Annotated in this window: 16 protein-coding genes; 10 read left to right on the forward strand and 6 right to left on the reverse strand. The window is 58.7% G+C overall.

Going from position 1 to position 25,869, the window contains the following annotated elements; all coding sequences use genetic code 11:
• Nucleotides 1-13: 13 nt before the first annotated feature.
• Together V6F91_RS06345 and V6F91_RS06350 are read left to right on the forward strand one after the other, a co-directional pair.
• Nucleotides 14-3,112, forward strand: coding sequence for an efflux RND transporter permease subunit (locus V6F91_RS06345; RefSeq protein WP_332763079.1), 3,099 nt, complete (start codon nt 14-16; stop codon nt 3,110-3,112).
• A 180-nt stretch (nt 3,113-3,292) separates the two neighbouring features.
• Complete coding sequence (locus tag V6F91_RS06350; protein WP_332763080.1) at nt 3,293-3,934, forward strand: DUF1345 domain-containing protein; 642 nt, start codon at nt 3,293-3,295, stop codon at nt 3,932-3,934.
• A gap of 67 nt (nt 3,935-4,001) precedes the next feature.
• Here V6F91_RS06350 and V6F91_RS06355 read toward each other — a convergent pair whose 3' ends face one another.
• Both V6F91_RS06355 and V6F91_RS06360 read right to left on the reverse strand, forming a co-directional pair.
• Complete coding sequence (locus V6F91_RS06355) at nt 4,002-6,656, reverse strand: autotransporter outer membrane beta-barrel domain-containing protein (protein ID WP_332763081.1); 2,655 nt, start codon at nt 6,654-6,656, stop codon at nt 4,002-4,004.
• Nucleotides 6,657-6,893: 237 nt separating this feature from the next.
• The gene (locus tag V6F91_RS06360) at nt 6,894-9,719 is read right to left on the reverse strand and encodes a hypothetical protein (RefSeq protein ID WP_332763082.1); all 2,826 of its coding nucleotides are present in this window, start codon (nt 9,717-9,719) and stop codon (nt 6,894-6,896) included.
• Between the two features lie 241 nt (nt 9,720-9,960).
• Between V6F91_RS06360 and V6F91_RS06365 the strand changes: the two genes are divergently transcribed.
• From V6F91_RS06365 to V6F91_RS06385, 5 genes are all read left to right on the forward strand, one after another.
• Nucleotides 9,961-10,989, forward strand: coding sequence for a LacI family DNA-binding transcriptional regulator (locus V6F91_RS06365; protein ID WP_332763083.1), 1,029 nt, complete (start codon nt 9,961-9,963; stop codon nt 10,987-10,989).
• A 153-nt stretch (nt 10,990-11,142) separates the two neighbouring features.
• Nucleotides 11,143-11,925, forward strand: coding sequence for a TIM barrel protein (locus V6F91_RS06370; RefSeq protein WP_332763084.1), 783 nt, complete (start codon nt 11,143-11,145; stop codon nt 11,923-11,925).
• Nucleotides 11,918-12,937, forward strand: coding sequence for a sugar kinase (locus tag V6F91_RS06375; RefSeq protein WP_332763085.1), 1,020 nt, complete (start codon nt 11,918-11,920; stop codon nt 12,935-12,937). Before V6F91_RS06370 ends, V6F91_RS06375 begins: the two co-directional genes overlap by 8 nt.
• Nucleotides 12,938-12,994: 57 nt before the next feature.
• Complete coding sequence (locus V6F91_RS06380; RefSeq protein WP_332763086.1) at nt 12,995-14,293, forward strand: MFS transporter; 1,299 nt, start codon at nt 12,995-12,997, stop codon at nt 14,291-14,293.
• Nucleotides 14,294-14,305: 12 nt separating this feature from the next.
• The gene (locus V6F91_RS06385) at nt 14,306-15,274 is read left to right on the forward strand and encodes a D-glycerate dehydrogenase (RefSeq protein WP_332763087.1); all 969 of its coding nucleotides are present in this window, start codon (nt 14,306-14,308) and stop codon (nt 15,272-15,274) included.
• 55 nt (nt 15,275-15,329) lie between these two features.
• On the opposite strand, the gene V6F91_RS06390 is transcribed toward V6F91_RS06385, so the two are convergent.
• The 4 genes from V6F91_RS06390 to V6F91_RS06405 form a co-directional block, all read right to left on the reverse strand.
• The gene (locus V6F91_RS06390; RefSeq protein WP_332763088.1) at nt 15,330-16,517 is read right to left on the reverse strand and encodes a pyridoxal phosphate-dependent aminotransferase; all 1,188 of its coding nucleotides are present in this window, start codon (nt 16,515-16,517) and stop codon (nt 15,330-15,332) included.
• 41 nt (nt 16,518-16,558) lie between these two features.
• Complete coding sequence (locus V6F91_RS06395; protein ID WP_332763089.1) at nt 16,559-18,184, reverse strand: methyl-accepting chemotaxis protein; 1,626 nt, start codon at nt 18,182-18,184, stop codon at nt 16,559-16,561.
• A 195-nt stretch (nt 18,185-18,379) separates the two neighbouring features.
• Nucleotides 18,380-19,522: a glycerate kinase gene (locus V6F91_RS06400; RefSeq protein WP_332763090.1), complete on the reverse strand. Its 1,143-nt coding sequence runs from the start codon at nt 19,520-19,522 to the stop codon at nt 18,380-18,382.
• Nucleotides 19,523-19,667: 145 nt separating this feature from the next.
• Entirely contained in the window at nt 19,668-20,786 is a 1,119-nt protein-coding gene (locus tag V6F91_RS06405) for a sugar diacid recognition domain-containing protein (protein ID WP_332763091.1), read from the reverse strand.
• A 171-nt stretch (nt 20,787-20,957) separates the two neighbouring features.
• On the opposite strand from V6F91_RS06405, the gene V6F91_RS06410 reads away from it, so the two are divergent.
• From V6F91_RS06410 to V6F91_RS06420, 3 genes are all read left to right on the forward strand, one after another.
• Nucleotides 20,958-22,271, forward strand: a complete 1,314-nt coding sequence (locus V6F91_RS06410; RefSeq protein WP_332763092.1) for an MFS transporter — start codon at nt 20,958-20,960, stop codon at nt 22,269-22,271.
• A 323-nt stretch (nt 22,272-22,594) separates the two neighbouring features.
• Nucleotides 22,595-23,608: an aldo/keto reductase gene (locus tag V6F91_RS06415; protein WP_332763093.1), complete on the forward strand. Its 1,014-nt coding sequence runs from the start codon at nt 22,595-22,597 to the stop codon at nt 23,606-23,608.
• A 110-nt stretch (nt 23,609-23,718) separates the two neighbouring features.
• On the forward strand, nt 23,719-25,830 hold the full coding sequence (locus tag V6F91_RS06420; RefSeq protein ID WP_332763094.1) for an acyltransferase family protein: 2,112 nt from the start codon (nt 23,719-23,721) through the stop codon (nt 25,828-25,830).
• Nucleotides 25,831-25,869 lie beyond the last annotated feature (39 nt).

Here is a 25,869-nt window from a genome sequence, read left to right on the forward strand (position 1 = left end):
AGGACGCTTTTTTATGCCGCAGTTCTTCATCGATCGCCCGGTATTCGCCTGGGTCGTCGCGCTGTTCATTCTGTTGGCCGGAGCGCTGGCCATCCCGCAATTACCGGTGGCGCAATACCCTGATGTCGCACCACCGCAGATCGAAATCTACGCCGTGTACCCTGGCGCCTCGGCGCAGACCGTCGATGAGAGCGTGGTCAGCCTGATCGAAGAAGAGCTCAACGGCGCCGATCATCTGCTGTACTTCGAATCGCAGAGCAGCCTCGGCAGCGCCACGATCAAAGCCACGTTCCAACCCGGCACCAACCCGGAACTGGCCCAGGTTGACGTGCAAAACCGCCTGAAAGTGGTCGAGTCACGACTGCCGCAAGCGGTCAACCAGCAAGGCTTGCAGGTCGAGAAAGTCTCGTCGGGCTTCCTGTTGCTGATCACCCTGACTTCCAGTGACGGCAAGCTCGATGACGTCGCGCTCAGCGACTATCTGGCGCGCAACGTGATGAACGAGATCAAGCGTCTGGATGGCGTCGGCAAGGCGCAGTTGTATGGCGCCGAACGGGCCATGCGCATCTGGATCGATCCGCAGAAGCTGATCGCTTTCGACCTGACGCCCGCCGACGTCAACGCCGCCATCGTCGCGCAGAACGCGCAGGTGTCCGCCGGAAGCATCGGCGATCTGCCGTCACCGGCGTCGCAGGAAATCACCGCAACCATTCTGGTGAAAGGCCAGTTGTCGACGCCGCAAGAGTTCGCCGACATCGTGCTCAAGGCCAATCGCGACGGCTCCACCGTGCGCGTCGGCGACGTGGCGCGAGTCGAGATCGGCAGTCAGGAATACCAGTTCGGTACACGCTTGAACGGCAAGCCATCAACAGCGGTTGGCGTACAACTGTCGCCGGGCGCCAACGCACTGAACACCGCAACACTGGTGCGGGCGAAGATGGACGAGTTGTCGCGTTACTTCCCGGCCGGCGTTGAATACAAGATCCCGTATGACACCTCGCCCTTCGTCAAAGTCTCGATCACCAAGGTGGTTTACACCCTTGGCGAAGCGATGCTGCTGGTGTTTGCGGTGATGTTCCTGTTCCTGCAGAACGTGCGCTACACGCTGATCCCGACGCTGGTGGTGCCGGTGGCATTGATGGGCACGTTCGCGACCATGCTTGCGCTGGGTTTTTCGATCAACGTGTTGACCATGTTCGGTATGGTGCTGGCGATCGGCATTCTGGTCGACGACGCCATTGTCGTGGTGGAGAACGTCGAGCGGATCATGGCCAGTGAAGGCTTGTCGCCCAAGGAAGCCACGCGCAAAGCAATGACGCAAATTACCGGAGCGATCATCGGTATCACGCTGGTGCTGGTGGCAGTGTTTATTCCGATGGCGTTCATGCAGGGCTCGGTCGGGGTGATTTACCAGCAGTTCTCGTTGTCGATGGCGACCTCGATCCTGTTCTCGGCTTTCCTTGCGCTGACGCTGACCCCGGCGTTGTGCGCCACCTTGCTCAAGCCGATAGCCAAAGGCGAGCATCATGAAAAGTCCGGGTTCTTCGGCTGGTTCAACCGGCGCTTCGAGCAACTGACTGACCGCTATCAGGGCTGGGTCGGCCTTGCGCTGAAACGCAGCGGTCGCTACCTGCTGATTTACGTCGTGCTGCTGGTCGGACTGGGCTTTTGCTTCGCGCGCCTGCCCTCCTCGTTTTTGCCGGTGGAAGATCAGGGCTACACCATTACCGACATTCAACTGCCGCCCGGTGCGACCAAGAATCGTACGGTGGCCGTGGCCGAGCAGCTTGAAGCACATAACGCCGGCGAACCGGGGATCAGTGACAGCGTGGTGATTCTCGGTTTCAGTTTCTCCGGTAGCGGCCAGAACGCAGCCTTGGCGTTTTCGACGTTGAAGGATTGGTCGCAGCGCGGCAGTGAAGATTCCGCCAGTTCGATTGCCGATCGCGCCAACGTCGCCTTGAGTGAAGTCAAAGACGCCATGGCGTTTTCGGTCCTGCCACCGCCAGTCGATGGTCTCGGTACATCGAGCGGTTTCGAGTTCCGTTTGCAGGATCGTGGCGGGCTCGGCCATGCGACCTTGATGCAGGCGCGCAGCGAATTGCTCGCCGCCGCCGAGAAAAGTCCGATATTGATGAATGTGCGTGAAAGTGCTTTGGCCGAAGCGCCGCAAGTACAGCTAGTCGTTGATCGCAAACAGGCGAACGCGCTGGGCGTTTCCTTCGCGGACATAAGTAACGTCCTGTCGACTGCGGTGGGTTCGAGTTACATCAACGACTTCCCCAACCAGGGCCGGATGCAGCGCGTTGTCGTGCAAGCAGAAGGCGACCAACGTAGTCAGGTCGCCGATCTGCTGAAAATGCATGTACGCAACAACACCGGGAATATGGTGCCGCTGTCGGCGTTCGTACAGGCCAACTGGATTCAGGGCCCGGCGCAGTTGACCCGTTACAACGGCTATCCGGCGATTGCGATTTCCGGCGAACCATCACCGGGGCACAGCACCGGTGAAGCGATGGCGGAAATCGAGCGTCTGGTGGCACAGGGGCCGAAAGGCTTGGGCCAGGAATGGACCGGCCTGTCGTTGCAGGAACGCTTGTCCGGCAATCAGGCGCCGATTCTTCTCGGATTGTCGCTGCTAGTGGTGTTCCTGTGTCTGGCGGCGCTGTACGAGAGCTGGTCGATTCCGACTTCGGTGTTGCTGGTCGTGCCGCTGGGTGTGCTCGGCGCGGTGCTGGCGGTGACGATGCGTGGGATGCCGAACGATGTGTTCTTCAAGGTCGGATTGATCACCATCATCGGCCTGTCGGCGAAGAACGCGATCCTGATCATCGAGTTCGCCAAGAGCTTGTGTGAAGAGGGTCACGATCTCATCGATGCGACGTTGCAGGCGGCGCGCTTGCGGTTGCGGCCAATCGTGATGACGTCGCTGGCGTTCATTCTCGGCGTGGTGCCGCTGGCTATCGCCACGGGTGCCAGTTCGGCGAGTCAGCAAGCCATTGGCACTGGCGTGATTGGCGGGATGATCACTGCGACGCTTGCGGTCATCTTCGTGCCAGTGTTCTTTGTTGTTGTGATGAAGCTCGTACAACGATTCAACAAACACCATTGATCCAATGTGGGAGCGAGCCTGCTCGCGAAAGCGCCCGATCAGTCAACATCAATTTTGAATGTACCGACGCTTTCGCGAGCACGCTCGCTCCCACAGGGTTTTTGCAAACATTCAGCGATGTGGTCATGTCCGTCATCGCTGGGCTAAGGTGTTCAGACCATCCCGGCCCATCGAGATCTCATGCGCTTTCTCGCCCGCACCCATCCTCGTCTCTCTGCCGCCGCGCTGTTCGGCCTCGCCACCGGCCTGCTGGCCCCCGCCGACTCCGTCGTCAGCAAAATTCTCATTGGCTGGAACGTCGGCGTCTGGACTTACCTGATCCTGATGCTGTGGCTCACCATGCGCGCCAAGGCACCGGACGTTAAACGCATCGCTGAGATCGAAGACGAGAATGCCGGACTGGTGTTGTTCATGGTATGCATCGCTGCGTTGGCGAGCCTGGCGACCATCACGCTCGAACTGGCCGGCAACAAGGACCTGGAAACCAGGCTCAAACTTCTGCATTACAGCTTCACCGCCCTCACGGTGGTCGGTTCGTGGCTGCTCATCGGCGTGATTTTCTGCGTGCATTACGCGAGGTTGTATTACACCTGGGGCGGCACGGAACCGGCGTTGCGTTTTGCCGAAGGGCTGACAACGCCCAATTACTGGGACTTTTTGTACTTCTCGTTCACGATCGGCGTGGCCGTGCAAACGTCGGATGTGGGAGTTGCGACGAGGGATATTCGCAAGATCGTGCTGGCACAGTCATTGATCGGGTTTGTGTTCAATACGGCTATTCTGGGATTCTCGATCAACATTGCCGCCGGATTGTTTGGCTGAGGCTTTCGAAGTTTTTTCCAATAAAAATAGCCCCGGCATTACCAGGGCTTCTCCATCTCATTCGAATTTAGAAAAAATGACTCAATCTCAGGCTCGCACTCCAGTCCTGGGAGATGGTATTGCCCGTACCGCCCCCGATTTCGCCCGCGACCTGCCAGTTTCGCTGTGCAGGTGTCCATTTCAGCCCGGCACGGTATTCCAGCGTGCTACTGGCGCGGTCATCATTGAAACTGTCTTCGTTGATTTTAACCTCATTGGTTTTGACGAACTCATGGTTTGCCCCCAGCGAAACACTGGGCTCCAGCAAGGCGCCACCTTCCAATGCCAACAACCGTCCGCCCCGGACGCCAATGTTTCCTTGTATGGATCGCATGGTGTCTGCTTTGACTGAAAGGCCATTGTCTAGCTTATAGCTGTCACTCTGAGTGACGCCGGTAGATACGCCGACCTGCGGTTCGAGAAACCAGTTGTCCGCAAAGCGGATGTGCTTGCCGACGGTAACGGCAGCACTCGCGCCTAGCGACTTGTAATCGCCTTTGGCCCGTGTGCCGTCGCTCATGGTGACTTTTGCCTTGTTGTCGAACTGGTTGAGCTTGAGCATACCGTTGACGAACAAACCGCTCTCGGGATCGAATGCGCTGCCGTAAACACCGGCATTCAAGCTATCGACCGTTGCCTTGGAACCGTACTTGAGGTCCATCTCGGTGCGGCTGGAACCGACGAAACCGCCCAGCAGAACATCGCGTCCACCGATGACTACCGTGGTATCGGCACCACCGGTAATTCCTGTCTGATTTTGTGTGTAACCATCACCATAGGCATTCTTGACGTTGTATTGGTTGCCATAAGTGCGTACCCAGACACTGTTACTCAACTTGGTCGTGTCGCTGTCACTGGCTGCTCGCATTGCAGCATCAGGCCGGATACTGAGGCCACGATCACCGATTTGCGTATTGAGCATGTTCATCTCCGCGTTCGATACGCTGCGCGCGCTCCCTGCCAGCGCGAGTGCGGTGTTGCTCGACGTACTGACGGTTTCCTTGTCCGGGTTGAGGAAAAGGCCCTGGCCGTCCTGTTTCAACCGATAGACAAAAGCACCAGCGTCCACCGTTTCGCGACCACCCAGCGAGAAACTGGCATCGCCGGCGGCAATATTGCCGACCTTCACCGCTTCGGCAGTAACGGGCGTAGTACCGGTGGCAGCAATTTGCAGTTGGTGTTGTCCGCTGGCATTACCGGTGACATTCAGAAAGTCGGAGGACCCGTTGCCCAGATCCGTGCCCATCACAAAGGTGCCGCGACCAGACAGGTCGCCGATATTCAACTGCTGAAACTGCTCGTTCGTGCCCATGCGAACAACGCCGTTGTCCAGCGCAAGGCGTTGCACGGTATTGTCGCCAGTCATCACCCACTGGGCTGCATTATTGACAGTCAGGTTGCCTGAATTGTTGACCTGACCGGTCAGCACAGAAGCATTGTCCAGCAGCACGCCACCGTTGGCAGCCGTGCTGACATCGCCAGTGAGACTGCTGCCATTGTTCAGCACCAGGCTTGAGACGTCCTGGACAGTACCGTTGAGCGCAGAACTGTTGTCCAGGTCAACAAGGCCATTGGCGTCAGCCAGTACATTGCCGGTCATCTGGCTGCCATTGTTCAGCGATAACCCGACAACGTTTTCCACGTTGCCAGTAAGACGGGCTTTATTGTTCAGGCTGACATTTGACGCCGTTCCTGCAACGGACAGAACATTGCCATTGAGCGAGCTGCCTGAGTCCAGGCTGACTTGCGTCACATTCTGCAGATCCCCCGCCAGCGCCGCGCCGTTCCGCATCCGCCAAGAAATCGAACTGCCCGTCTCGGCCACAACATTGCCGTTCAGCTGGCTTGCATCAACGGTGAGGTTGGCCGTTGAACGGTTGGCTGCTCGCAGAACATTGCCGTCGCCACCGATCAATTGCGTATTACCCAGAATGCTGATGGTTGCAACCGTACCGGCACCACCGGAGGAACCCAGCACGATCGCCGAACCGGTGCCACCGGTCACACGGGTATCCGTGATCGCTACGATACTGGAGTTGACGCCGGTGGGATCAGTGACGATCTGAAGGCCGTCCAGCTCTCCGGAAAGCGTACTGCCCGTCGCAGTGAGTGTTGAACCGCCCAATTGCACGCCGTAACTGGTTGCACCGGTTCCCCGTATGGTCGAGTTTTCTACATTCAGAGTAGTGAAGCCCACGGCGTTCGCCCCACCGGGACGCCCCGTAATCGTGCTTCCGCCTTTGACTGTCGCGCTTGAGGCGGCAGGGGTATTCTGATTGCGCCCGACCAACAGGCCGAAACTGTTCGAACTGGTGATCGTTGTGTTGTTATCGATCGTTGCACTACTGTCGATCAGTTGTATCGCGCCACGGCCGGTCGTGCTTTCAACAGTAGCACCTGAAATCGACAGCTTTGAGTTGCTCGTACTGATTCTCTGGCTTTTGCCGCCATTGAAGTCAATGGTGGCGTTAGATGAGGTAAGCGTCAGGGCTTCAGCATTGTTGATCGTCAATGTTCCTCCGTCAGACACCGTCCATGCTTCGGGAGCGGGAGGATTGGTGACCTCTTCACTTTGACCCGGTAAAAGGATCCGACTATTGGCTTGCGGCGATGACGCAATTGCGATGGCAATAATCAGTCCTTTGATTGCATAGGGATGTTTCGAATTAGAAAACGACGGCATAGCAATTTCCTCAACTGCACGAGTTATTGAGACTGGTCAATGGCGGAATTGATCATCCGCTAAAAACATTCATCAGCCTAATAAGAAAAGCGAGAAACCTTTGTAGGAAAAGTCCTATTTAATTGAGGAATCGCCTTCAACATGAGCAGGCGTAAATACCTCGATTCAGGAATCAAAAAAAACACCGCAAGAGAGCCGTAAAAGCTCTCTAGCGGCGTCAACTCATACAGCCACTGCTTAAGGCGCAACAGCGGGAGCCGCTGTGCCGTCGCAATAAGTGAAACTGGTGCTGATAGTGTCTATCAGCCTTACAACTGGAACGGAACTTTGTTCGCCGTTGATATCCGTCGTATACCAATATTTACCATAAGCTACCGCGCCTCTCGCCGGCTGTGCAGCCTTGAACACGGCAGGGGTAGTTCCGGTTAATGCAAAGTCGGGCACGTCGGCGGCCTTGATGGTGTAATCTGCTGACACTTTTGTATTGGCAATCAGATCGGTACCCGTCGCATTTCTATGCGCCTCAAAATGCACCTTGATTATTTTGCCCGCCGGCAACAGCGGATCCTTTGGAATCATAAGACCCAGGTCATATCCAGAGGTCGGGCTGTTCATTGCATAGCATTCGATATATGGGCGTGTATCCGGTTTCCGAATCCTCACGGTTGGCGTTGGCAGAGGAATCGGCAGCCCGGCCACTAGTACGGTTTCCTCCATCGACCTCATGATGTTTTTGTCGATACCGGACTTCTGAATAGTCCAGCGAGCTTTTACACTAGGAGTGGTAAGACCGGCAACTACACGGGCCGGAATATCGACTTGAAACTCCGTTTCATCTACAAACGGAACATAGGGTTCCAGCGCAATTTCATTGATATAGCAAGTGGCGGTTTGCTCCGGTGTAATCGGTGGATCCGAAAGTTTGAACGTTACTTTGAATTTGCCAGCTTGACTTCGATCACCCGGTAACAGATTGTTCGCAGTATTGGACGCACCGGTCACAACAGGTAGCACGAGCTCGGAGTTGATCAAGTCTGGCAGGTCCGGATTTACCGGACCTGCGTAATCAAATGCCAGGATGAAAGTGGCGATTGGTGACTGTACATCCGTGGTCATTCCCGTTCGCGTGATCGTATAGTAGATGTTGACATTTTTCGGTTCGCTGGCTCCGTCAAATACCGTTGCAAGGTCAGCATAAGCAAGAGGGAACGTCAGATTCGCACCGGCCCATGGCTGTGGATCGAGGTCAACGAAGACGGTCGCATCGAAGGCATCCTCGATAGTTATGTGGATTTGATCGCCTGTCTCGGCATTATCAATGAACGCACTTTCAACGATGGCAGAGATGCCACCGGCGAGATCGTCCAGATAAAGCGGCGTCGTGTAGTTCGGATCGGTTCGGGGCACCAGCGGCGCTTTGTTCGCCACGGGTGCTTGTGCCAGCGCCAATGTCAGAAACGCGATGGGCGCCGACTCGAGGCTAAGATTGCCCGGAAGATCTTTGTACTGCTGAACGATGTTGACCCGCCCTCTCGGCGGAAACTTGCGAAGCTCAGTGTTCGGGAACGAAATTGCGCCAGTATCGGGTACGGGACCGTTGAAAACCAAAACCGACTGAGTGGCGTTGCGAAGCCAGACGCTAACCTCGTCATCAGCAGTTCGCCGTTGCGGATAACCGGTAGGCACGGTGCAATTGACATTTACGTTTGCCGGTAGCGTCATCCATGCTTCGGTCACGGTTACCTGCGCATCCGTTGGTTTGTTGACAAACACAGGAGGCGGCGTAGGCCTAACTTCTCTTCGCGGATTCTTTGTGTGGAATGGCGCAGTCTGGTCGATGACGACCTCTAAAATATTAGACGGGTCTTCGATACCGCCGCCGCCTTTGTATACTTTTAACTGAATTTCATAAGTCGTCGGGTCAACCGGTGTTGGAAGCTCGGGAAAGTGGCTGCTGGCAACCTCTAACGGGATTTTGCCTGCCGGCCTCGCAGAAATTGGTCCCAACGGAATCGTACCAATAACCTTAAAAACCCCACCTTTTACTCGTAACTCCACATCCACATCATCGTCTTCTTCTTCATCGGCGGTACGATCAAGATTAATGACCAGTGTCCCGCTGTCCAGTACGCTCTTGGCGATATAGTTATCAGTCAGCGTGTCCACTGTGATAGCAGAAAAAGGCCCGATCTCTTTAACCCCCATGGAAAAGGGTCTGATTTTTTGGGGTTGTAATTTAAATGACATTTCCATATCTCCTTGTGTATTTAGGCCAAAAGGGCCTGTTTCGCCAGGTATCACCCTGTCTATTTTCACTAAACCTTTTTTCGACTCGCCATAAAGTCGCCCACCCTTGTGTAATTGCCAGCGTGCGATTGCTGAATCACTATCAATAAGCGGTTTTATGTTAGGTTCAAACGGAACAACAAATTGCCAATGTGCATCGATGTGCTTCTGCTCCAGCGTTATTTCCCATTCACCGAATGTTTCCGGCACAGGCGGACCGCTTCCATTCAAACTCGAATATCCTTGCCAATATAACTTTGCTCTATCTCCAGTCGCCGCAACTCCACCGGCCGTGGGCACCAAAACGGTAGCGCCGGAGGTTAACGACGGCACTGTTTTATTATTCAAGTAACCCCACAACGTTGCGTGGGGGAATTCAGGTTCGTCGAGAACCACAATGGGCCTGTGATCAATGGTCAACTTTCTTTCAGGTGAAGGATCCGAATTACCGCCGCTCGCCTTCCAGACTTTGTAAGATAAAAAAGCAATGCCGTCCGTTGCGAGGTGGGCTGGCGTCAAACGAAAGTACAGTTTGGCGGGTTGTGGCGGACTGTAAAATTCTGTGTAGAGCCTCGTAACAACGTCGCCCTGCGCCAGTTCCACCCACAGTTCGTCCATAGGCCTAGGGTCGAGCCAATAGGGAATAATGATCTGCGTACCGTTAAGCAAAATATCGCGCGGCACATAACCATCGAGATCGCCGTCATCAATACCTTCTACCGAGAGCGGGCTCGCTAGAATCCCGATGCTTCTTACGCTCGCGTTCCTGATCGTCATGATTCATTTGCCCGGTCATTTAGTTACGCAAATGGTGGTGGTGCGCATGGGTAAATTAGGCGCTCGGACAGTGAACTTGCATACTGTCAGATCTGACAGGTATCTGGACCGTTCGTCGGTTTTGAACAGACCCGTGCGGTCGCTATGCCAAATGCTTCTTGACGCAGGTGCTTTGTTTGATGTCTTCTGAAACCGGTTTCAGCGTTTTATTTGTCAAACCAACAATAAGATCATTCCTGTCATGAACGACTTTTCCACCGCCCAGCGCAGCCGCATTACCATGCTCGACGTCGCCGAACGCGCCGGAGTGTCGAAGGCCAGCGTTTCGCGCTTCATTGGCGATGACCGCGCCCTGCTCTCCGATGCCATCGCTCTGCGCATCGAGCAGGCGATTGGTGAACTCGGCTACCGCCCCAACCAAATGGCCCGTGGTCTCAAGCGCGGGCGCACTCGCCTGATCGGCATGTTGGTCGCCGACATCCGCAACCCCTATTCAATTGCCGTGATGCACGGGGTGGAAACCGCCTGTCGTGCGCACGGCTACAGCTTGGTGGTGTGCAACACCGATCGCGATGACGAGCAGGAACGCCAGCATCTGGCGCTGCTGCGCTCGTACAACATCGAGGGGCTGATCGTGAATACCCTCGGCCATCACCGTAACGAAATGCATGAATTGCGCCGCGAGATGCCGTTGGTGTTAGTGGATCGCAAGGTGGACGGGCTCGACAGCGATATGGTCGGGTTGAACAATCCACAGGCAGTAGACATGGCGTTGGCACATCTTGAGCAACGCGGTTATCGCGATCTGGTGTTGGTCACCGAACCGTATGACGGCACCAGCTCGCGGATCGAGCGGGTCAGTAGTTTTCAGGCACAGATCGCGCAGCGTCCAGACCTGGCAGGAGCGATGCTGGAAACGGGTGACGATCTGCAAGCGCAACTTCAAACCTTTTTAAACACGCCTGGTAACGGTCCGAAAGCGTTGTTCTGCGCCAACGGCGTGGCGGCGCTGGCGGCGACGACGGCATTGCGGGCGATTGGCTCGCGGCTGTTTGAAGATGTCGGATTGATCGCCCTGGATGATCTGGATTGGTATCCGTTGGTCGGCAGCGGGATTACTGCGCTGGCGCAGCCGACTCAGGAGATTGGCGCGCGGGCGTTCGAGTGTCTGCTCAGGCGTTTGCGTGGGGATGACGAGGCGGCGCGGGTGGTGGATTTTGCGCCGGTGCTGGTTGAGCGAGGATCTACCCGTGGGGTTGGTAGTGTTTGAACTGACGCCTTCGCGAGCAGGCTCGCTCCCACGGTTTGGAACACGGTCACCTGTAGGAGTGAGCCTGCTCGCGAAGGCGCCCGCAAGAACACCGCAGAGCTGACTGATATTTTATTTGAACAAAAATGAAACCGGTTTCAGAGGTCAATAACAATGAATAAACCTGCCGTTTCCATCAGTTTGTCCAGCTACGGCGCCGAGCTTGTGCGCCAGTGCGGGCAAGATTATTTCATCGACGTTCTGGCCGCAGCCGGGGCCAATCGCATCGAGTGGCGTGAAGAGCTGCTGACCCGTGAAGAGCCGGCGCAATTGGCTGCGGCCACCGAGGCGCAGGGCTTGCAAAGCATCTATTCCTCACCCACCGAACTGTGGCTCGCCGGCCAGGCGCAACCGAATCCCGAATTGATTACGGCACTGCAACAGGCCGAAGCGTTCGGTTCGAAGTGGCTGAAAGTCTCGCTCGGCTATTTCACCGACACCAACGACCTGCAAGCTTTGTCCGAACGTCTGCAACGAACCTCGGTGCAGTTGCTGGTGGAAAACGATCAGACCTTGCACGGCGGGCGCATCGAACCGTTTCAGCGCTTCTTCGCGGCGGTGGAGCAGCACAACCTGCCAATCAAAATGACCTTCGATATCGGCAACTGGCAGTGGCAGGACCAGTCCGCTACCAGCGCCGCGCGCTTGCTCGGCCGGCATGTCGGCTATGTGCACTGCAAAGCCGTAGCCCGTCGCGCCGACGGCAAACTGGTAGCGGTGCCGCCAGCCGTCAGTGATCTGCATCTGTGGGAACAACTTTTGCGGCACATGGCCCAAGGCGTTATGCGCGCGGCCGAATACCCGTTGCAGGGCGATGATCTGCTGCAACTGACCACCGAGCATGTCGCCGCCCTCGCCCGCCTCGGCCAATCGCGTCTGGAGCCTGCCCATGTGTGAGATCGATATTCTTTCGTTCGGCGAAACCATGGCGATGCTGGTCGCCGAGCAGACCGGTGATCTGGCGTCGGTCGAGCATTTTCACAAACGCATTGCCGGTGCCGACAGCAATGTCGCCATCGGACTGTCGCGGTTGGGTTTCAATGTCGCCTGGTTGAGCCGGGTGGGTGATGATTCGCTCGGTCGCTTCGTGGTCGAGACCCTGATCAAGGAAGGTCTGGATTGCAGCCACGTCGATGTCGATAAACAGCACCCGACCGGTTTCCAGTTCAAGTCGCGCAATGACGATGGCAGCGATCCGCAGGTCGAGTATTTCCGTCGTGGTTCGGCGGCAAGCCATTTGTCCCCGAGTGCCATCAAGGAAGCGCTGCTGGGCGCCCGCCATCTGCATGCCACCGGTATTCCGCCAGCGCTATCAGCCACCGCTCGTGAGATGTCCTTCGAGCTGATGACCCGCATGCGCCATGCCGGGCGTAGCGTTTCGTTCGATCCCAACCTGCGCCCGAGCCTGTGGACCAGCGAGCGCGAGATGATCAGCGAGATCAACCGCCTCGCCGCCCTCGCCCATTGGGTCTTGCCGGGGCTGAGCGAAGGCCGTTTGCTGACCGGTTTCGAAGACCCGGCGGACATTGCCGCGTTCTATCTCGATCAGGGCGCCGAAGCGGTGGCGATCAAGCTCGGCCCGCAAGGCGCTTATTACCGCACGCAGCTGGACCAGGGTTTTGTCGCTGGTGTGCCAGTGGCTCAGGTCGTCGATACGGTCGGTGCCGGTGACGGCTTTGCGGTGGGGCTGATCAGCGCCCTGCTCGAACATCAGAGTGTGCCCGAGGCGGTGCAACGCGCGAACTGGATTGGCAGTCGGGCGGTGCAGAGTCGTGGGGATATGGAAGGCCTTCCTACCCACGTGGAATTGTCGGTTGAATATGAGGCCGCCTTCGCGAGCAGGCTCGCTCCCACCTTTGAAATGCAGTCCCCTGTGGGAGCGAGCCTGCTCGCGAAAGGGCGCGCCTGATCACCACAACTTGAATGAACCTGCTGCGACAAAAACAACAAGCTCAGGAGCAAGACCATGAAAAACGCTACTCTCGCCACCCGCCGCTGGTGGTACATCATGCCGATCGTGTTCATCACCTACAGCCTGGCGTATCTGGATCGCGCCAATTACGGCTTCGCCGCTGCCTCCGGCATGGCCGAAGACCTGATGATCACCCCGGGCCTGTCGTCACTGCTCGGCGCGCTGTTCTTTCTCGGCTATTTCTTCTTCCAGGTGCCCGGTGCGGTCTACGCGCAAAAGCACAGCGTAAAGAAGCTGATTTTCGTCAGCCTGATCCTCTGGGGCGGCCTCGCGACTCTGACCGGCGTGGTCTCCAACGCCTATTGGCTGATCGTGATCCGCTTCATGCTCGGCGTGGTCGAAGCCGCCGTGATGCCGGCGATGCTGGGCTACCTGTGCCACTGGTTCACCCGTGCCGAACGTTCGCGAGCCAACACCTTTCTGATCCTCGGCAACCCGGTGACGATGCTGTGGATGTCGGTGGTTTCGGGTTACCTGGTGCAGCACTTCAGCTGGCGCTGGATGTTCATAATCGAAGGCTTGCCGGCGGTGCTTTGGGCGTTTATCTGGTGGCGTCTGGCCGATGACCGTCCGGCCCAGGCCAAGTGGCTCAGCGATCAGGAAAAGCACGATCTGGAAAGCGCACTGGCGGCGGAGCAGGTCGGGATCAAAGCGGTGAAGAATTACGCCGAGGCATTCCGTTCGCCGAAAGTGATCATTCTCGCTTTGCAGTTTTTCTGCTGGAGCATTGGCGTCTACGGCTTCGTGTTGTGGCTGCCGTCGATCCTCAAGGCCGGCGCGCAGATGGACATGATCGAGGCTGGCTGGTTGTCGGCGATGCCGTATCTGGCGGCGGTGATCGGCATGCTTGCGGTGTCGTGGGGTTCGGACAAGTTGCAGAAGCGCAAACGCTTCGTCTGGCCGCCGCTGCTGATCGCGTCCATCGCGTTCTACGGATCCTACGCGCTCGGCGCGGAACATTTCTGGTGGTCGTACACGCTGCTGGTGATCGCCGGCGCCTGCATGTACGCGCCGTACGGGCCGTTCTTCGCGATCGTGCCGGAGATCCTGCCGGCCAACGTCGCCGGCGGCGCCATGGCGCTGATCAACAGCATGGGCGCACTCGGTTCGTTCGGCGGCTCGTATCTGGTCGGTTACCTGAACAGCTCCACCGGCTCGCCCGGCGCGTCCTATCTGCTGATGAGCGGCGCCTTGCTGCTGTCGGTGGTGCTGACGATTTTTCTCAAGCCCGGCGCCAGTGACCGCGTCGTCGCCAAAGCCGTTGCCACGCCGCGCGTGCCGGCGCATTCCTGAAAGGACTTTGTCATGAAAAAACACGTCGTGCTGTACAAAAAACTGTCGCCCGCGCTGATGGCGCGTCTGCAAGAACAGTTCGAAGTGACGCTGATCGAAAGCCTCGACGCCGACGGCCTCATGCAACTGCGTGACGCCCTGCCCCGCGCTCACGGTTTGCTCGGCGCAAGCCTTAAGCTCGATGCGGCGTTGCTTGATCTCGCCCCGCAGCTACAAGCCATCGCCAGCGTTTCGGTCGGCGTCGATAACTACGATATCGATTACCTCAGCCGTCGCAAAATCATGCTGACCAACACCCCGGACGTACTCACCGAAACCACCGCCGACACCGGTTTTGCCTTGATTCTCGCGGCGGCTCGGCGGGTGGTTGAACTGGCGAACATGGTGCGCAGCGGCCAGTGGAACCGCAACATCGGTCCGGCGCATTTCGGCACTGATGTGCATGGCAAGACGCTTGGCATCATCGGCATGGGCCGCATTGGCGAGGCGTTGGCCCAGCGCGGGCATTTCGGTTTTGGCATGCCGGTGATCTATCACAGCCAGTCGCGCAAACCGGCAGTCGAGGAGCGCTTCGATGCGCAATACCGCAGCCTCGAGGATTTGCTCAGACAGGCCGATTTCATTTGCCTGACCTTGCCGCTGACGGCGCAGACTGAAAAGTTGATCGGCGCCGAGCAGTTTGCCTTGATGCGTCCCGAGAGCATTTTCATCAATATCTCGCGTGGCAAGGTGGTCGACGAGGCGGCGATGATCGAGGCGCTGCGTCATCAGCGCATTCGTGCGGCGGGGCTTGATGTGTTCGAGCGTGAACCGCTCGATCATGGCTCGCCGTTGTTGCAGCTCAATAATGTGGTGGCGACGCCGCACATGGGGTCGGCGACGCATGAAACGCGCGAGGCGATGGCGCGGTGTGCGGTGGAGAATCTGCTGGCGGCGCTGGCTGGGGACAGGCCGGCAAATCTGGTGAACCCTTTACACTGATCGTTTCCACGCTCTGCGTGGGAACGATCAGTGTGTGGGGTACGGCCAGGGACCATCAGGCACTGCGCGCCTGTAAAAGCTGCGCTGCGCACAAGGCAATCCGTGCGCAGGCGTCGGCCAGTTTAATCCGGTCGACCACCAGGCCAATGCGAATATGCCCCGCCGCACTTGGCCCGAACGCTTCACCGGCCAGCACCGAGACGCCATAACCTTCGAGCAATCGCTCGGCAAACGCCTGGGCGCCGAGCCCGGTCTGGCGCACATCGACCATCACGAACATGCCGCCATCGGGCCGGATCGGGTGCAGGCCCGGGCAGCCGTGCAAACGCTCGCAAACCAGGTCGCGGCGCAGGCGATACTCCTCGCGCATCTGCGTCACTTCCGGCAGATCACTTTGCAGCGCAACCTGCGCGGCTTTCTGCACGAAATCCGGCAATCCGAAGAGCATGCTCAGCGACAGGTTGACCAGATGCTCGGCCAGCGGTTTCGGCCCGATCACCCAGCCGATGCGCCAGCCAGTCATGGCGTGGGATTTCGACAGGCTGTTGATCGTTGCCGTACGCTCGGCCATGCCCGGCAGGCTCGCCGGGCTGATGTGCCGGCCTTCGTAAAGCAGTTCGCTGTAGACCTCGTCGCTGATCAGCCACAGGTCGTGGCGGACGCACAGCGCCGCCAGTTCCTGCCAGATCAACAGCGACAAGCTTGCACCGCTGGGGTTGTTCGGGCTGTTGAGCAATATGGCGCGAGTCTTTGAAGTAATACGCACGGCAACATCGGCCGGGTCGACGCGAAAACCATTTTCCGGGCGCACCGGGACGGGAATGACCGTTGCGCCGCAAGCGCCGAACACGCCTTCGTAAGTGACGTACATCGGTTCGGCGATGATCACCTCATCGTCCGGATCGAGCAGACATTGCGCCACTGAATACACCGCGCATTGCGCGCCGGGCAAGACAATCACCTGATCAGGATCAACGCGCTGACCACTGCGCTGGCAATGGCGCTCGGCAATCAGCCTGCGCAGCTCGACCCGGCCACGGATGTCGGCATAATGCGTATCGCCAGCCAACAGACTGTCGATCGCGCCGTGGACAATCGGCAACGGCGTATCAAAGTCCGGATCGCCGACGCTCAACAGCAGAATATCGACTCCTTCGGCGCGCAACGCCAACGCTCGGTCGTGAATCTGCCAGGCGGCGGCGCCCTCGCCGGCAATGCGTTGGGTCAAGGCTGAATAGCGCATGTACGTCTCCTGATCGCGCGGTTTCCAGCCTTCACCGTATCTCAAATCACGAAACGCGCCACCATCGCATTCAAATCCACCGCCAGACGCGACAGTTCGTGGGTCGCGGCGCTGGTCTGGTTGGCCCCGGCCGCCGACTGCGTGGCCAGATCGCGGATGTTGACGAGGTTGCGATCGACTTCGCGCGAAACCTGCGCCTGCTCTTCCGAAGCGCTGGCGATGACCAGGTTGCGCTCGTTGATCTGGTGGATCGACTGAGTGATCTGCTCCAGCGCCACGCCGGCGGCACGGGCCATTTCCAGGGTGGTCTGGGTACGCTGGTTGCTTTGCTGCATCGAGGAGACAGCCTCGCCGGTGCCGTTCTGAATGCCGGCGACCATTTTTTCAATTTCCTGAGTCGATTGCGCGGTGCGGTGGGCGAGCGCCCGGACTTCGTCTGCCACCACGGCAAATCCACGTCCGGCTTCACCGGCACGCGCAGCTTCGATCGCGGCGTTGAGCGCCAGCAGGTTGGTCTGTTCGGCGATGGCGCGGATCACGTCGAGCACTTTGCCAATGTCGCGACCCTGCGCGGCGAGGCCTTCGATCATCTGCGCGGTGTTCTGCACGTCGTGGGTCATGGTCTGGATCGCGTCGACGGTTTTCACCACCTGATCGCGACCTTCACGAGCAGCGTGAGTTGACTGGTTCGAAGCTTCGGAGGTCGACACGGCATTGCGCGCAACCTCTTCGACGGCGGCGGTCATCTCGTTGACGGCGGTGGCGGCTTGTTCGATTTCGTTGTTCTGCTGCTGCAAACCGCGCGAGGCTTCTTCGGTGACGGCGCTGAGTTCTTCGGCGGCCGCGCCCAGTTGCGTGGCGGAACCGGCGATCTGTTCGATGGTTTGACGCAGGTTGACCTGCATTGCCGCGAGGGCTTCGAGCAGGCGCGCCGGCTCGTCCTTGCCGTCGACTTCGATGGCTTTGCTCAGGTTGCCGCTGGCGATGGTTTGCGCAGCCAGTACTGCCCGGTTCAACGGCGTGACAATGCTGCGGGTCAGCAACCAGGCCAGCAACACGGTGGCCAGCGCTGCGATCACCGCGACAATGATGATGCCGGTGATGGCGCTGTCGTAATAGTCGCCGGCGCGAGTCGACGCGGTTTTGGCATCGGCCGCATTGATTGCGATCAATTTGTTCAACTGCTCGCCCATCTGGTCGGTGCCTTCCTTGATTCGCGTGTTGATCAGCGCGCGTAGCTCTTCCATTTTGTCCTGGCGCGACAACTCGAGCATCTGGTTCTGCGCTTGTGCGTAGTTGTCCAGCGTGGTCGAAAACGTCTGGTAGATCGCGCGCTCTTCCGGACCGGCAGGCAGTTCGGCATAAGCGGCTTGTGCCTTGCGCGCCTTTTCAACCAGCACGGCGATACGCGTCTGTGCTTCCTGCAACGCGGCAGGCTCGCGATTGACCAACACGCGAAACGACAGGATGCGCATCCGCAGGACGTTTTCGGTTATCACGCTGAGCTGGGTCACGCTGGGCAGTTGCGTCGAATTCATATCGATCGACGCCTGGCGAATGACCGACATGCGATTGACGGCGAACACGCCGAGCACGACGACCAATAAAGCGATGAAGGCAAAACCGAGGAAGGCACGGGGCGCGATATTCAGGTTACGCAAGGACATGGCTGCACTCTCAAGATAGAAGCTACGAGCGTCCATGCCATATCACTGAGCCGTGGGGGTGGGCTGCAGTTCGGCGCCACTGTTTTGGAGTTTTGTGTGCGCCTGACCTTTGTATCGGCCAGACTTGAGGAAGATTGCGGGTCCGTTGCAACTATTTTTATCGGTGTTTCAGGAATGAAACACCGATCAGAATTTTCACGCGCTACGCCGTGCGATCTGCCAGACACGAGCAATGTCGGTGGCGCGTTCACGCAACAACCGTGGCGCTTCGGCGCAGGCCTGTTCCAGGCTCATCGGTCCGCTGGTCACGGCGAATGCCGCGTCGATGCCATGGCCATACAGTTCTTGATAACCGTCGCCGAGGGTGCCAGCAATCACCACCACCGGCACACCGTTTTGCCTGGCTATTCTTGCGACGCCGAACGGCGTTTTGCCGCGCAAGGTCTGCGCGTCGAAGCGCCCTTCTCCAGTGATTACCAGATCGGCATCTTTGACCGCATCGGCGAGCCCCACGAGCTCGGCTACCACCTCAACGCCGGCCTGAAACTGCGCACCGAGAAATGCCTTGGCGGCAAAGCCCAGACCGCCCGCCGCACCGCTGCCAGGTTCATCGCGGACGTCTTTGCCCAGCGCTTGCGCGCACAGTTCGGCAAAGTGCCCCAAGGCTTGATCGAGTTGCTGCACCTGAGCCGGCGTAGCGCCTTTCTGCGGACCAAAAATCGCTGAGGCACCGTGCAGGCCGCAGAGTGGATTGTTCACATCAGCAGCAATATCGAAACGCACCTGTGCCAGACGCGGGTCGAGGTCGCTCAGGTCCAGCCGCGCCAGTTGCGCCAATGCAAGGCCGCCGGGGGCCAGTGCCTGGTTCTGCGCGTCGAGCAGTTTCAGCCCCAAGGCCTGCATCGCGCCGGCGCCGCCATCGTTGGTGGCGCTGCCGCCAATCGCCAGAATCACCCGTTGTGCGCCAGCATCCAGCGCCGCGCGGATCAGTTCGCCGGTGCCAAACGTGCTGCTGATGCACGCATCGCGCTGCCCGAGCGGCACCAATTGCAGGCCACTGGCTTCGGCCATTTCGATGATCGCGGTCTGGCTATGCGGCAACCAACCCCACGCGGCCTCCACCGGCGCACCGAGCGGGCCACGGACGCGACTGCGGCGCAATTCGCCTGCATTGGCGGCGAGAATCGATTCCACCGTGCCTTCGCCGCCATCGGCCATCGGGCATTTGACCAGCGTCGCTTGTGGCCACACCTGCGCCAGACCAAGGGCGATGGCCTCGGCGACGCCCTGAGCACTGAGGCTGTCCTTGAATGAATCGGGGGCGATGACGACTTTCATGGGAATTCTCCGGTGACAATGTCCGTCATGCTGCCAGTGGTCGAGCAGGTTGACCCCGGTCGGTTGCACAAGGGCTAAAGATGATTGTTGTTCATTTTCACAAAAGATCTGTGTTGCAGCTTCTGCCGTCTTCGAAGGCGCCAGATCAATTCGGATCCGTCTGCGGCAACAACTGCACTCCTAAATACAACGCCAGCATCCCATCCAGCCTGAGCGGATCGACCCCGCTCAACTCGGCGATCCGCTCCATCCGGTAGCGCAGGCTGTTGCGATGAATGCCCAAGGCATCGGCACAGGCCTGACTCTGGCCGTCGTGTTCGCACCAACTGCGCAGCGTCGCCAGCAATTGGCCGTTGCTGTCCTTGGCGATCACCTTGCGCAGCGGTTTGAGCAGTTCGTCCAGCGCGTCATCGTTACGATGGCGCCAGAGCATCACCGGCAATCGATAGCGGTTAAGGGTCAGTACCCGCGAGTGCGGTAAAACTTCGCGCCCGTAAGCAAGTAGATCGCCGACCCGCCGATAACAGCGGCGCAGCCCGGCCAGCCCGTCGGCCTGCCCGCCCACGGCCATGCGCAGGATCTTCCAGCCGAGGCCATCGAGTTTTTCCAGCAAGCGCTCGGGCTCGACGTGCTGACTCGTCGGCCGACACCAGAGCAGCGATGACTGCGCCGAACTCACGCACCAGCTGTCCGGGTAACGCGACATTAGCCAGGCACTCAGCGCCTCGACGGTTTGCCCTGGACCGTGCTCCAGACCCAGCTCGAACAGGTGCGGCACCCGCGTCAATTGCGGCTTGAGCCCCAGTTGCTGCGCCTCGTCGACCAGCCGCGGCGAATCACCCGCCTCGCTCAGCAAGAGCGCCAGCAGGTCATCACAACGCTGGCGCCGCCATTGCTGGTCGGCCTGCTGATTGCGCTGGCCGACGAGCATTTCCGCGGTCATGCGCACCAGCTCGGCATAAGTGCGCAATTGCTCCGGCTCACCGGTGATGCCGAGCACGCCGATCAAGCGCTGATCGAGCAGCAGCGGCAGGTTGATCCCCGGCTGCACGCCTTTGAGATGCACCGCCGTCTGCGCATCGATTTCGACCACGCGACCATTGGCCAGCACCAGTTGCGCACCCTCGTGGCGAGTATTGATGCGCTCCGGTTCGCCGCTGCCGAGGATCAGCCCCTGGCTGTCCATGACATTGACGTTGTAGGGCAAAATGGCCATCGCCCGGTCGACGATGTCCTGGGCGAGGTCGTGGTCAAGTTCGAACATGACAGCGGCAATCCTTGATGTTCGGCGCGTGCGATTGTTCACCCGCACAGGGTCTGCCGGCAAACCCTGTGCTCAGGCACAAAGACAATCCGGCCAGAGGTGGCCGAGACTCTCGGGGCGATCAACGTTACCCTTTGCATCGCAAAAAATCATAATAAAGAGAGAGCCGCTATGTCGCAGAGCGCCGCAGCTACCCAGACCATCGACACGGACGGTAAAAACGCCGTCTACAAACGCATCACCCTGCGTTTGATTCCCTTCATTTTCATCTGCTACCTGTTCAACTACCTCGACCGGGTCAACGTTGGCTTCGCCAAACTGCAGATGCTCGACGCGCTGAAATTCAGCGAAACCGTGTACGGCCTCGGTGCCGGGATCTTCTTCATCGGCTACGTGCTGTGCGGCGTGCCGAGCAACCTGGCCCTGACGAAATTCGGTCCACGGCGCTGGATTGCGCTGATGATGATCACTTGGGGCACGCTGTCGACCTGCCTGCTGTTCGTCACCACGCCGACCGAGTTTTACACGCTGCGACTGTTCACTGGCGCGGCCGAAGCCGGTTTCTTTCCCGGTGTGGTGCTGTACCTCTCGCAGTGGTTCCCGACGTTCCGCCGTGGGCGGATCATGGCGCTGTTCATGTCGGCGATTCCGGTGTCGGGGTTGCTCGGCAGCCCGTTCTCCGGCTGGATTCTCAATCATTTCGCCGCTGGCCAGGGCGGTCTCGCTGGTTGGCAATGGATGTTCTTGCTGCAAGGCATTCCGACGGTCATCCTCGGCGCCCTCGCCTGGTTCTTGCTCAGCGACAGTTTCGCCAATGCCAAGTGGCTGACCCCGCACGAACGCGCGGTGCTTGAAGCGGATCAGGCCGAAGACCTGGCGAACAAACCGAAATCTACCTCCGACTCGCTGCTGGCGGTGTTCAAGAACCCGGCGATCTGGGCGTTCGGCCTGATCTACTTCTGCATCCAGAGCGGCGTTTACGCGATCAACTTCTGGCTGCCGTCGATCATCAAGAATCTGGGTTTCAGCGATAACCTGGTGATCGGCTGGTTGAGCGCGATTCCCTATCTGCTGGCGGCGGTGTTCATGCTGGTTGTCGGTCGCTCGGCCGACCTGCGCAAGGAACGCCGCTGGCATCTGGTGGTGCCGATGCTGATGGGCGCGATTGGCTTGCTGATCGCGGTCAACTTCGCGGCGAATCCGGCCATTGCAATCCTCGGCCTGACCATTGCCACCATGGGTGCGCTGACCGGGCTGCCGATGTTCTGGCCGGTCCCCACTGCCATGTTGAGTGCAGGCGCCGCGGCCGGTGGACTGGCGTTGATCAACTCGATGGGGCAGATGGCCGGGTTCTTGAGCCCGTATCTGGTGGGTTGGGTCAAGGACAGCACGGGGTCAACGGATGCGGCGTTGTATCTGCTCGCGGCGGTGATTGTCGGCGGGAGTTTGCTGGCGTTGCGGCTGACGCGGACGTTGCGGGCTTAGGCTTCAAATGGTTTCCAGACACGGTCCTGGTTGGGGCCGTTTTTTATCTCGGTTCGGCTCGGGACCTGGTTGGAATTTGAGATCGGCAGCCCCTCACCCCAGCCCTCTCCGGAGGGAGAGGGAGCCGATTGGTGGGGCGTTCAAAACTGGCGTTCAGCGCGGTATTCGTCGTCGGCGTAATTCTCGCATTCACCACGGTCAGTCCCCTCTCCCTCCGGGAGAGGGCTAGGGTGAGGGGCTCTTGATCTTATAAATTCACTTTGCGACGACTTGCGCATCTGGTATTTGATCACCCTCTCCCATCGCCAAAAAAGGATTTCGCCATGAGCTACCGCACACTCGGCCATTCTGGATTGCAGGTCTCCACGCTGACGCTCGGCACGATGATGTTCGGCGAGCAGACCAGCGCCGAAGACTCGCTGCGCATCATCGACAAGGCCTGGGACCAGGGGATCAATTTCATCGACACCGCCGACGTCTACACCAACGGTCGCTCCGAAGAGATCGTCGGTGAAGCGATCGCCCGGCATCGGCACGAATGGGTGCTGGCCACCAAGGTCGGCTTCGGTCCGGTGGACGGCGTCCCAAACCGCAGCGGTTTAAGCCGCAAACACATCTTCAATGGCCTGGAAGCCAGCCTCACTCGGCTCGGCACTGACTATGTCGACATCTATTACCTGCACCGCGAAGACCACAACACGCCGCTTGAAGTCAGCGTTTCGGCGGTTGGCGATCTGATTCGCCAAGGCAAGATCCGCTATTGGGGGCTGTCGAACTATCGCGGCTGGCGCATCGCCGAGGTCATTCGTGTTGCAGAGAAGCTCGGCGTTGACCGCCCGGTGATCAGCCAGCCGCTGTACAACATCGTCAACCGTCAGGCCGAGACCGAGCAGATTACCGCTGCGCAAACCTATGGCCTCGGCGTGGTGCCTTACAGCCCGCTGGCCCGTGGCGTGCTCAGCGGCAAGTACGCGCCGGATGTGCAACCGGACGCCAACAGCCGCGCCGGACGTCAGGACAAGCGCATTCTGGAAACCGAGTGGCGCGTCGAGTCGTTGCGCATTGCCCAGCAGATTCAGCAGTACACCGAGCAGCGCGGGGTCGGCATGGTCGAGTTTGCGATTGCCTGGGTGTTGAACAATAGCGCCGTGACTTCGGCGATTGTCGGGCCGCGGACCGAAGCGCAGTGGGATGCCTATTCCAAGGCGCAGGGGGTAAAGATCAGCGCCGAGGACGAGGCATTCATCGATTCGCTGGTCACGCCGGGGCATGCTTCGACACCGGGTTTCAACGATGTCAGCCATTTCGTGCCAGGACGTAAACCGCATCAGGCATAACAGGTCTTCCCTAATGTAGAACAGCCGATACAATCGGCTGTTTTTCATTGAATTCAGCGCGATCAAACGGAAACTGGATTGATCGTCGCAAAATTGCCAGGGATCACTGCATGTTCGATCGCTCCGTCGAGGCACCCGCAAAGCCTTCTCTGCTGGAACGTCCCGGCGATAAACACGATCCGCATTCACCGCCTCGCGCTGAAGCAGCGGCAACGGCTGCCGAACGCAAACCCTCGATCGAGTACCGCGCCGACATCGACGGCCTGCGCGCCATCGCCGTGCTGCTGGTATTGATCTTCCACGGTGGCCTGGCGTTGTTTCCGTCGGGATACATCGGCGTCGATATCTTCTTTGTGATTTCCGGGTACTTGACCACCTCGATCATCATGACCTCGCTGGACAAGAGCACGTTCAGCTTCTCCGGCTTTTACACGCGACGAATCTGGCGCCTGCAACCGGCGATCATTGCGCTACTCATCGTCACCCTGCTGATCACTACGTTGCTTTATCTGCCCAGCGACTACGTCGACTTTCTCAAAAGTGAAAAATACACCTCGCTGCTGATCTCCAATCAGTACTTTTCCAAAGTGACCAGCGGCTACGCGACGCCGGATGCCGCGAGCCTGCCGTTGTTGCACACCTGGTCGCTGGCCATCGAATGGCAATGGTATCTGGCCTTGCCGCTGGGCCTCTGGTTGCTCAACCGTTACGTGGCGAAAAGAGTGTTCAAGACCACCGTGCTTGGTCTGACGCTGGCGGCAATGGCACTGGCGCTGTATTTGTCGTACGCCTATCCCGACCGCAACTATTATTTCTTCACCGCACGCATCTTCGAGTTGATGATCGGTTCCTGTGCGGTCATTTTCAGCAGCAAGACGTTCCGGCTCAAGCGCCTGAGTGCTTCGCTGATGTGTGCGCTGGCGCTGGGGACATTGTTCTACTTCGCGACGCGCGAAGATATTTTGTCGGGGTTTCCCGGCTACCCTGCCATCGCCGTGTGCCTGGCCACGGCCGTGCTGCTGTTTCGCGGCATCGGCGATGCCAGCGTGACCTCGAAGGTGCTGGCGTTCCGGCCGCTGGTGTTCATTGGCACGCTCTCGTATTCGCTTTACGTGTGGCACTGGCCGATTCTCGCCGTGACGAGCTACCTGGGCATCGCCCTCACCCCGCTGGTGCAGGTGGTGTACTTCGGCGCGACCTTCGTCATCGGCTATCTGTCCTTCGTGCTGATCGAAAACCGTTTCCGCAAGCCACGCGCAGGCTTTGGCAAAACCCTGATCTGGCTGATGATAGTGCCGGCGATTGCCTTGTCGCTGTTGCACTCCGCGGGTGACCGGAACGAGGGCTGGCCGAACCGCTTCAGTCAGGGTTCGAACAATCTGTTCAACGGTTTGAAAGCATCAGTGCCGGCCAACCGGGAAGCCTGTCTGGGCGTGAGCGACGGCGCCGATCCTGGCTGCATCATGGGCGCCGCGCAGGCCGAGCCACAGGTTCTGCTGATGGGTGATTCCTACTCGAACCATTATTGGGGCTTCGTTGAAACGCTGGCCAAGGACGCGAACCTCGCTGTCCTCGCGCAGGGTTATCCGGCCTGCCTGGCGCTGCCGAACATCTACCTCTACAACTGGTACAAAGCGAAAAACGCGCTGTATCAGAAATGCCACAACGCTGCGCAACGCTACTACGAAATGATCACCAACCATCATTTCCGCTACGTGATCATCGGGCAGTTCTGGGAGGCGTATCTCACCGATGCCATCGTCACCCGCCTGGAGGATCCGCGCAGTGTTGAACTGTCGCAGCAACGCCTCGGCGTCGCGCTCCGCCAAGCCTTGGACATCATCGTCAAATCCGGTGCGACCCCGGTGTTTTTGATGAATACCCTGCCGATGCCGACGGGGATCAACGAGTGTTTATTGAAACAGGTGAAGTTGCGCGGTTTGCTCGGCAGTGCCGAACAGAGCATTCAATGCGCTTCCGTGCCTTGGTCAAATAACGACGATCCGACATTGGCCGAGTTGTTCAGTGAACTACAGGGCGAATACCCGAGCCTGATCGTCATCGACCCGAAAAGCCTGCAATGCAAGGATGGCGCTTGCACGACCACCGTCGATGGCTTGCCGGTTTATCGTGACCTCGGCCACATGACCGATTACGCGTCTTACCGGTTTGGTGAAATGTACCTCAAGCGTTTTGGCAATCCGTTGAAGACCGGTCAGTGATTTCAAAAGCTTCGCGAGCAGGCTCGCTCCCACAGGTTA

Source organism: Pseudomonas koreensis (genome assembly GCF_036668835.1).
Taxonomy (GTDB): domain Bacteria; phylum Pseudomonadota; class Gammaproteobacteria; order Pseudomonadales; family Pseudomonadaceae; genus Aquipseudomonas; species Aquipseudomonas koreensis_I.

Bases quoted from the DNA above. Each gene is read 5' to 3' on its own strand.
- V6F91_RS06345 (WP_332763079.1), top strand. From the start codon at position 14: ATGCCGCAGTTCTTCATCGATCGCCCGGTATTCGCCTGGGTCGTCGCG.
- V6F91_RS06350 (WP_332763080.1), top strand. From the start codon at position 3,293: ATGCGCTTTCTCGCCCGCACCCATCCTCGTCTCTCTGCCGCCGCGCTG.
- V6F91_RS06355 (WP_332763081.1), bottom strand. From the start codon at position 6,656: ATGCCGTCGTTTTCTAATTCGAAACATCCCTATGCAATCAAAGGACTG.
- V6F91_RS06360 (WP_332763082.1), bottom strand. From the start codon at position 9,719: ATGACGATCAGGAACGCGAGCGTAAGAAGCATCGGGATTCTAGCGAGC.
- V6F91_RS06365 (WP_332763083.1), top strand. From the start codon at position 9,961: ATGAACGACTTTTCCACCGCCCAGCGCAGCCGCATTACCATGCTCGAC.
- V6F91_RS06370 (WP_332763084.1), top strand. From the start codon at position 11,143: ATGAATAAACCTGCCGTTTCCATCAGTTTGTCCAGCTACGGCGCCGAG.
- V6F91_RS06375 (WP_332763085.1), top strand. From the start codon at position 11,918: ATGTGTGAGATCGATATTCTTTCGTTCGGCGAAACCATGGCGATGCTG.
- V6F91_RS06380 (WP_332763086.1), top strand. From the start codon at position 12,995: ATGAAAAACGCTACTCTCGCCACCCGCCGCTGGTGGTACATCATGCCG.
- V6F91_RS06385 (WP_332763087.1), top strand. From the start codon at position 14,306: ATGAAAAAACACGTCGTGCTGTACAAAAAACTGTCGCCCGCGCTGATG.
- V6F91_RS06390 (WP_332763088.1), bottom strand. From the start codon at position 16,517: ATGCGCTATTCAGCCTTGACCCAACGCATTGCCGGCGAGGGCGCCGCC.
- V6F91_RS06395 (WP_332763089.1), bottom strand. From the start codon at position 18,184: ATGTCCTTGCGTAACCTGAATATCGCGCCCCGTGCCTTCCTCGGTTTT.
- V6F91_RS06400 (WP_332763090.1), bottom strand. From the start codon at position 19,522: ATGAAAGTCGTCATCGCCCCCGATTCATTCAAGGACAGCCTCAGTGCT.
- V6F91_RS06405 (WP_332763091.1), bottom strand. From the start codon at position 20,786: ATGTTCGAACTTGACCACGACCTCGCCCAGGACATCGTCGACCGGGCG.
- V6F91_RS06410 (WP_332763092.1), top strand. From the start codon at position 20,958: ATGTCGCAGAGCGCCGCAGCTACCCAGACCATCGACACGGACGGTAAA.
- V6F91_RS06415 (WP_332763093.1), top strand. From the start codon at position 22,595: ATGAGCTACCGCACACTCGGCCATTCTGGATTGCAGGTCTCCACGCTG.
- V6F91_RS06420 (WP_332763094.1), top strand. From the start codon at position 23,719: ATGTTCGATCGCTCCGTCGAGGCACCCGCAAAGCCTTCTCTGCTGGAA.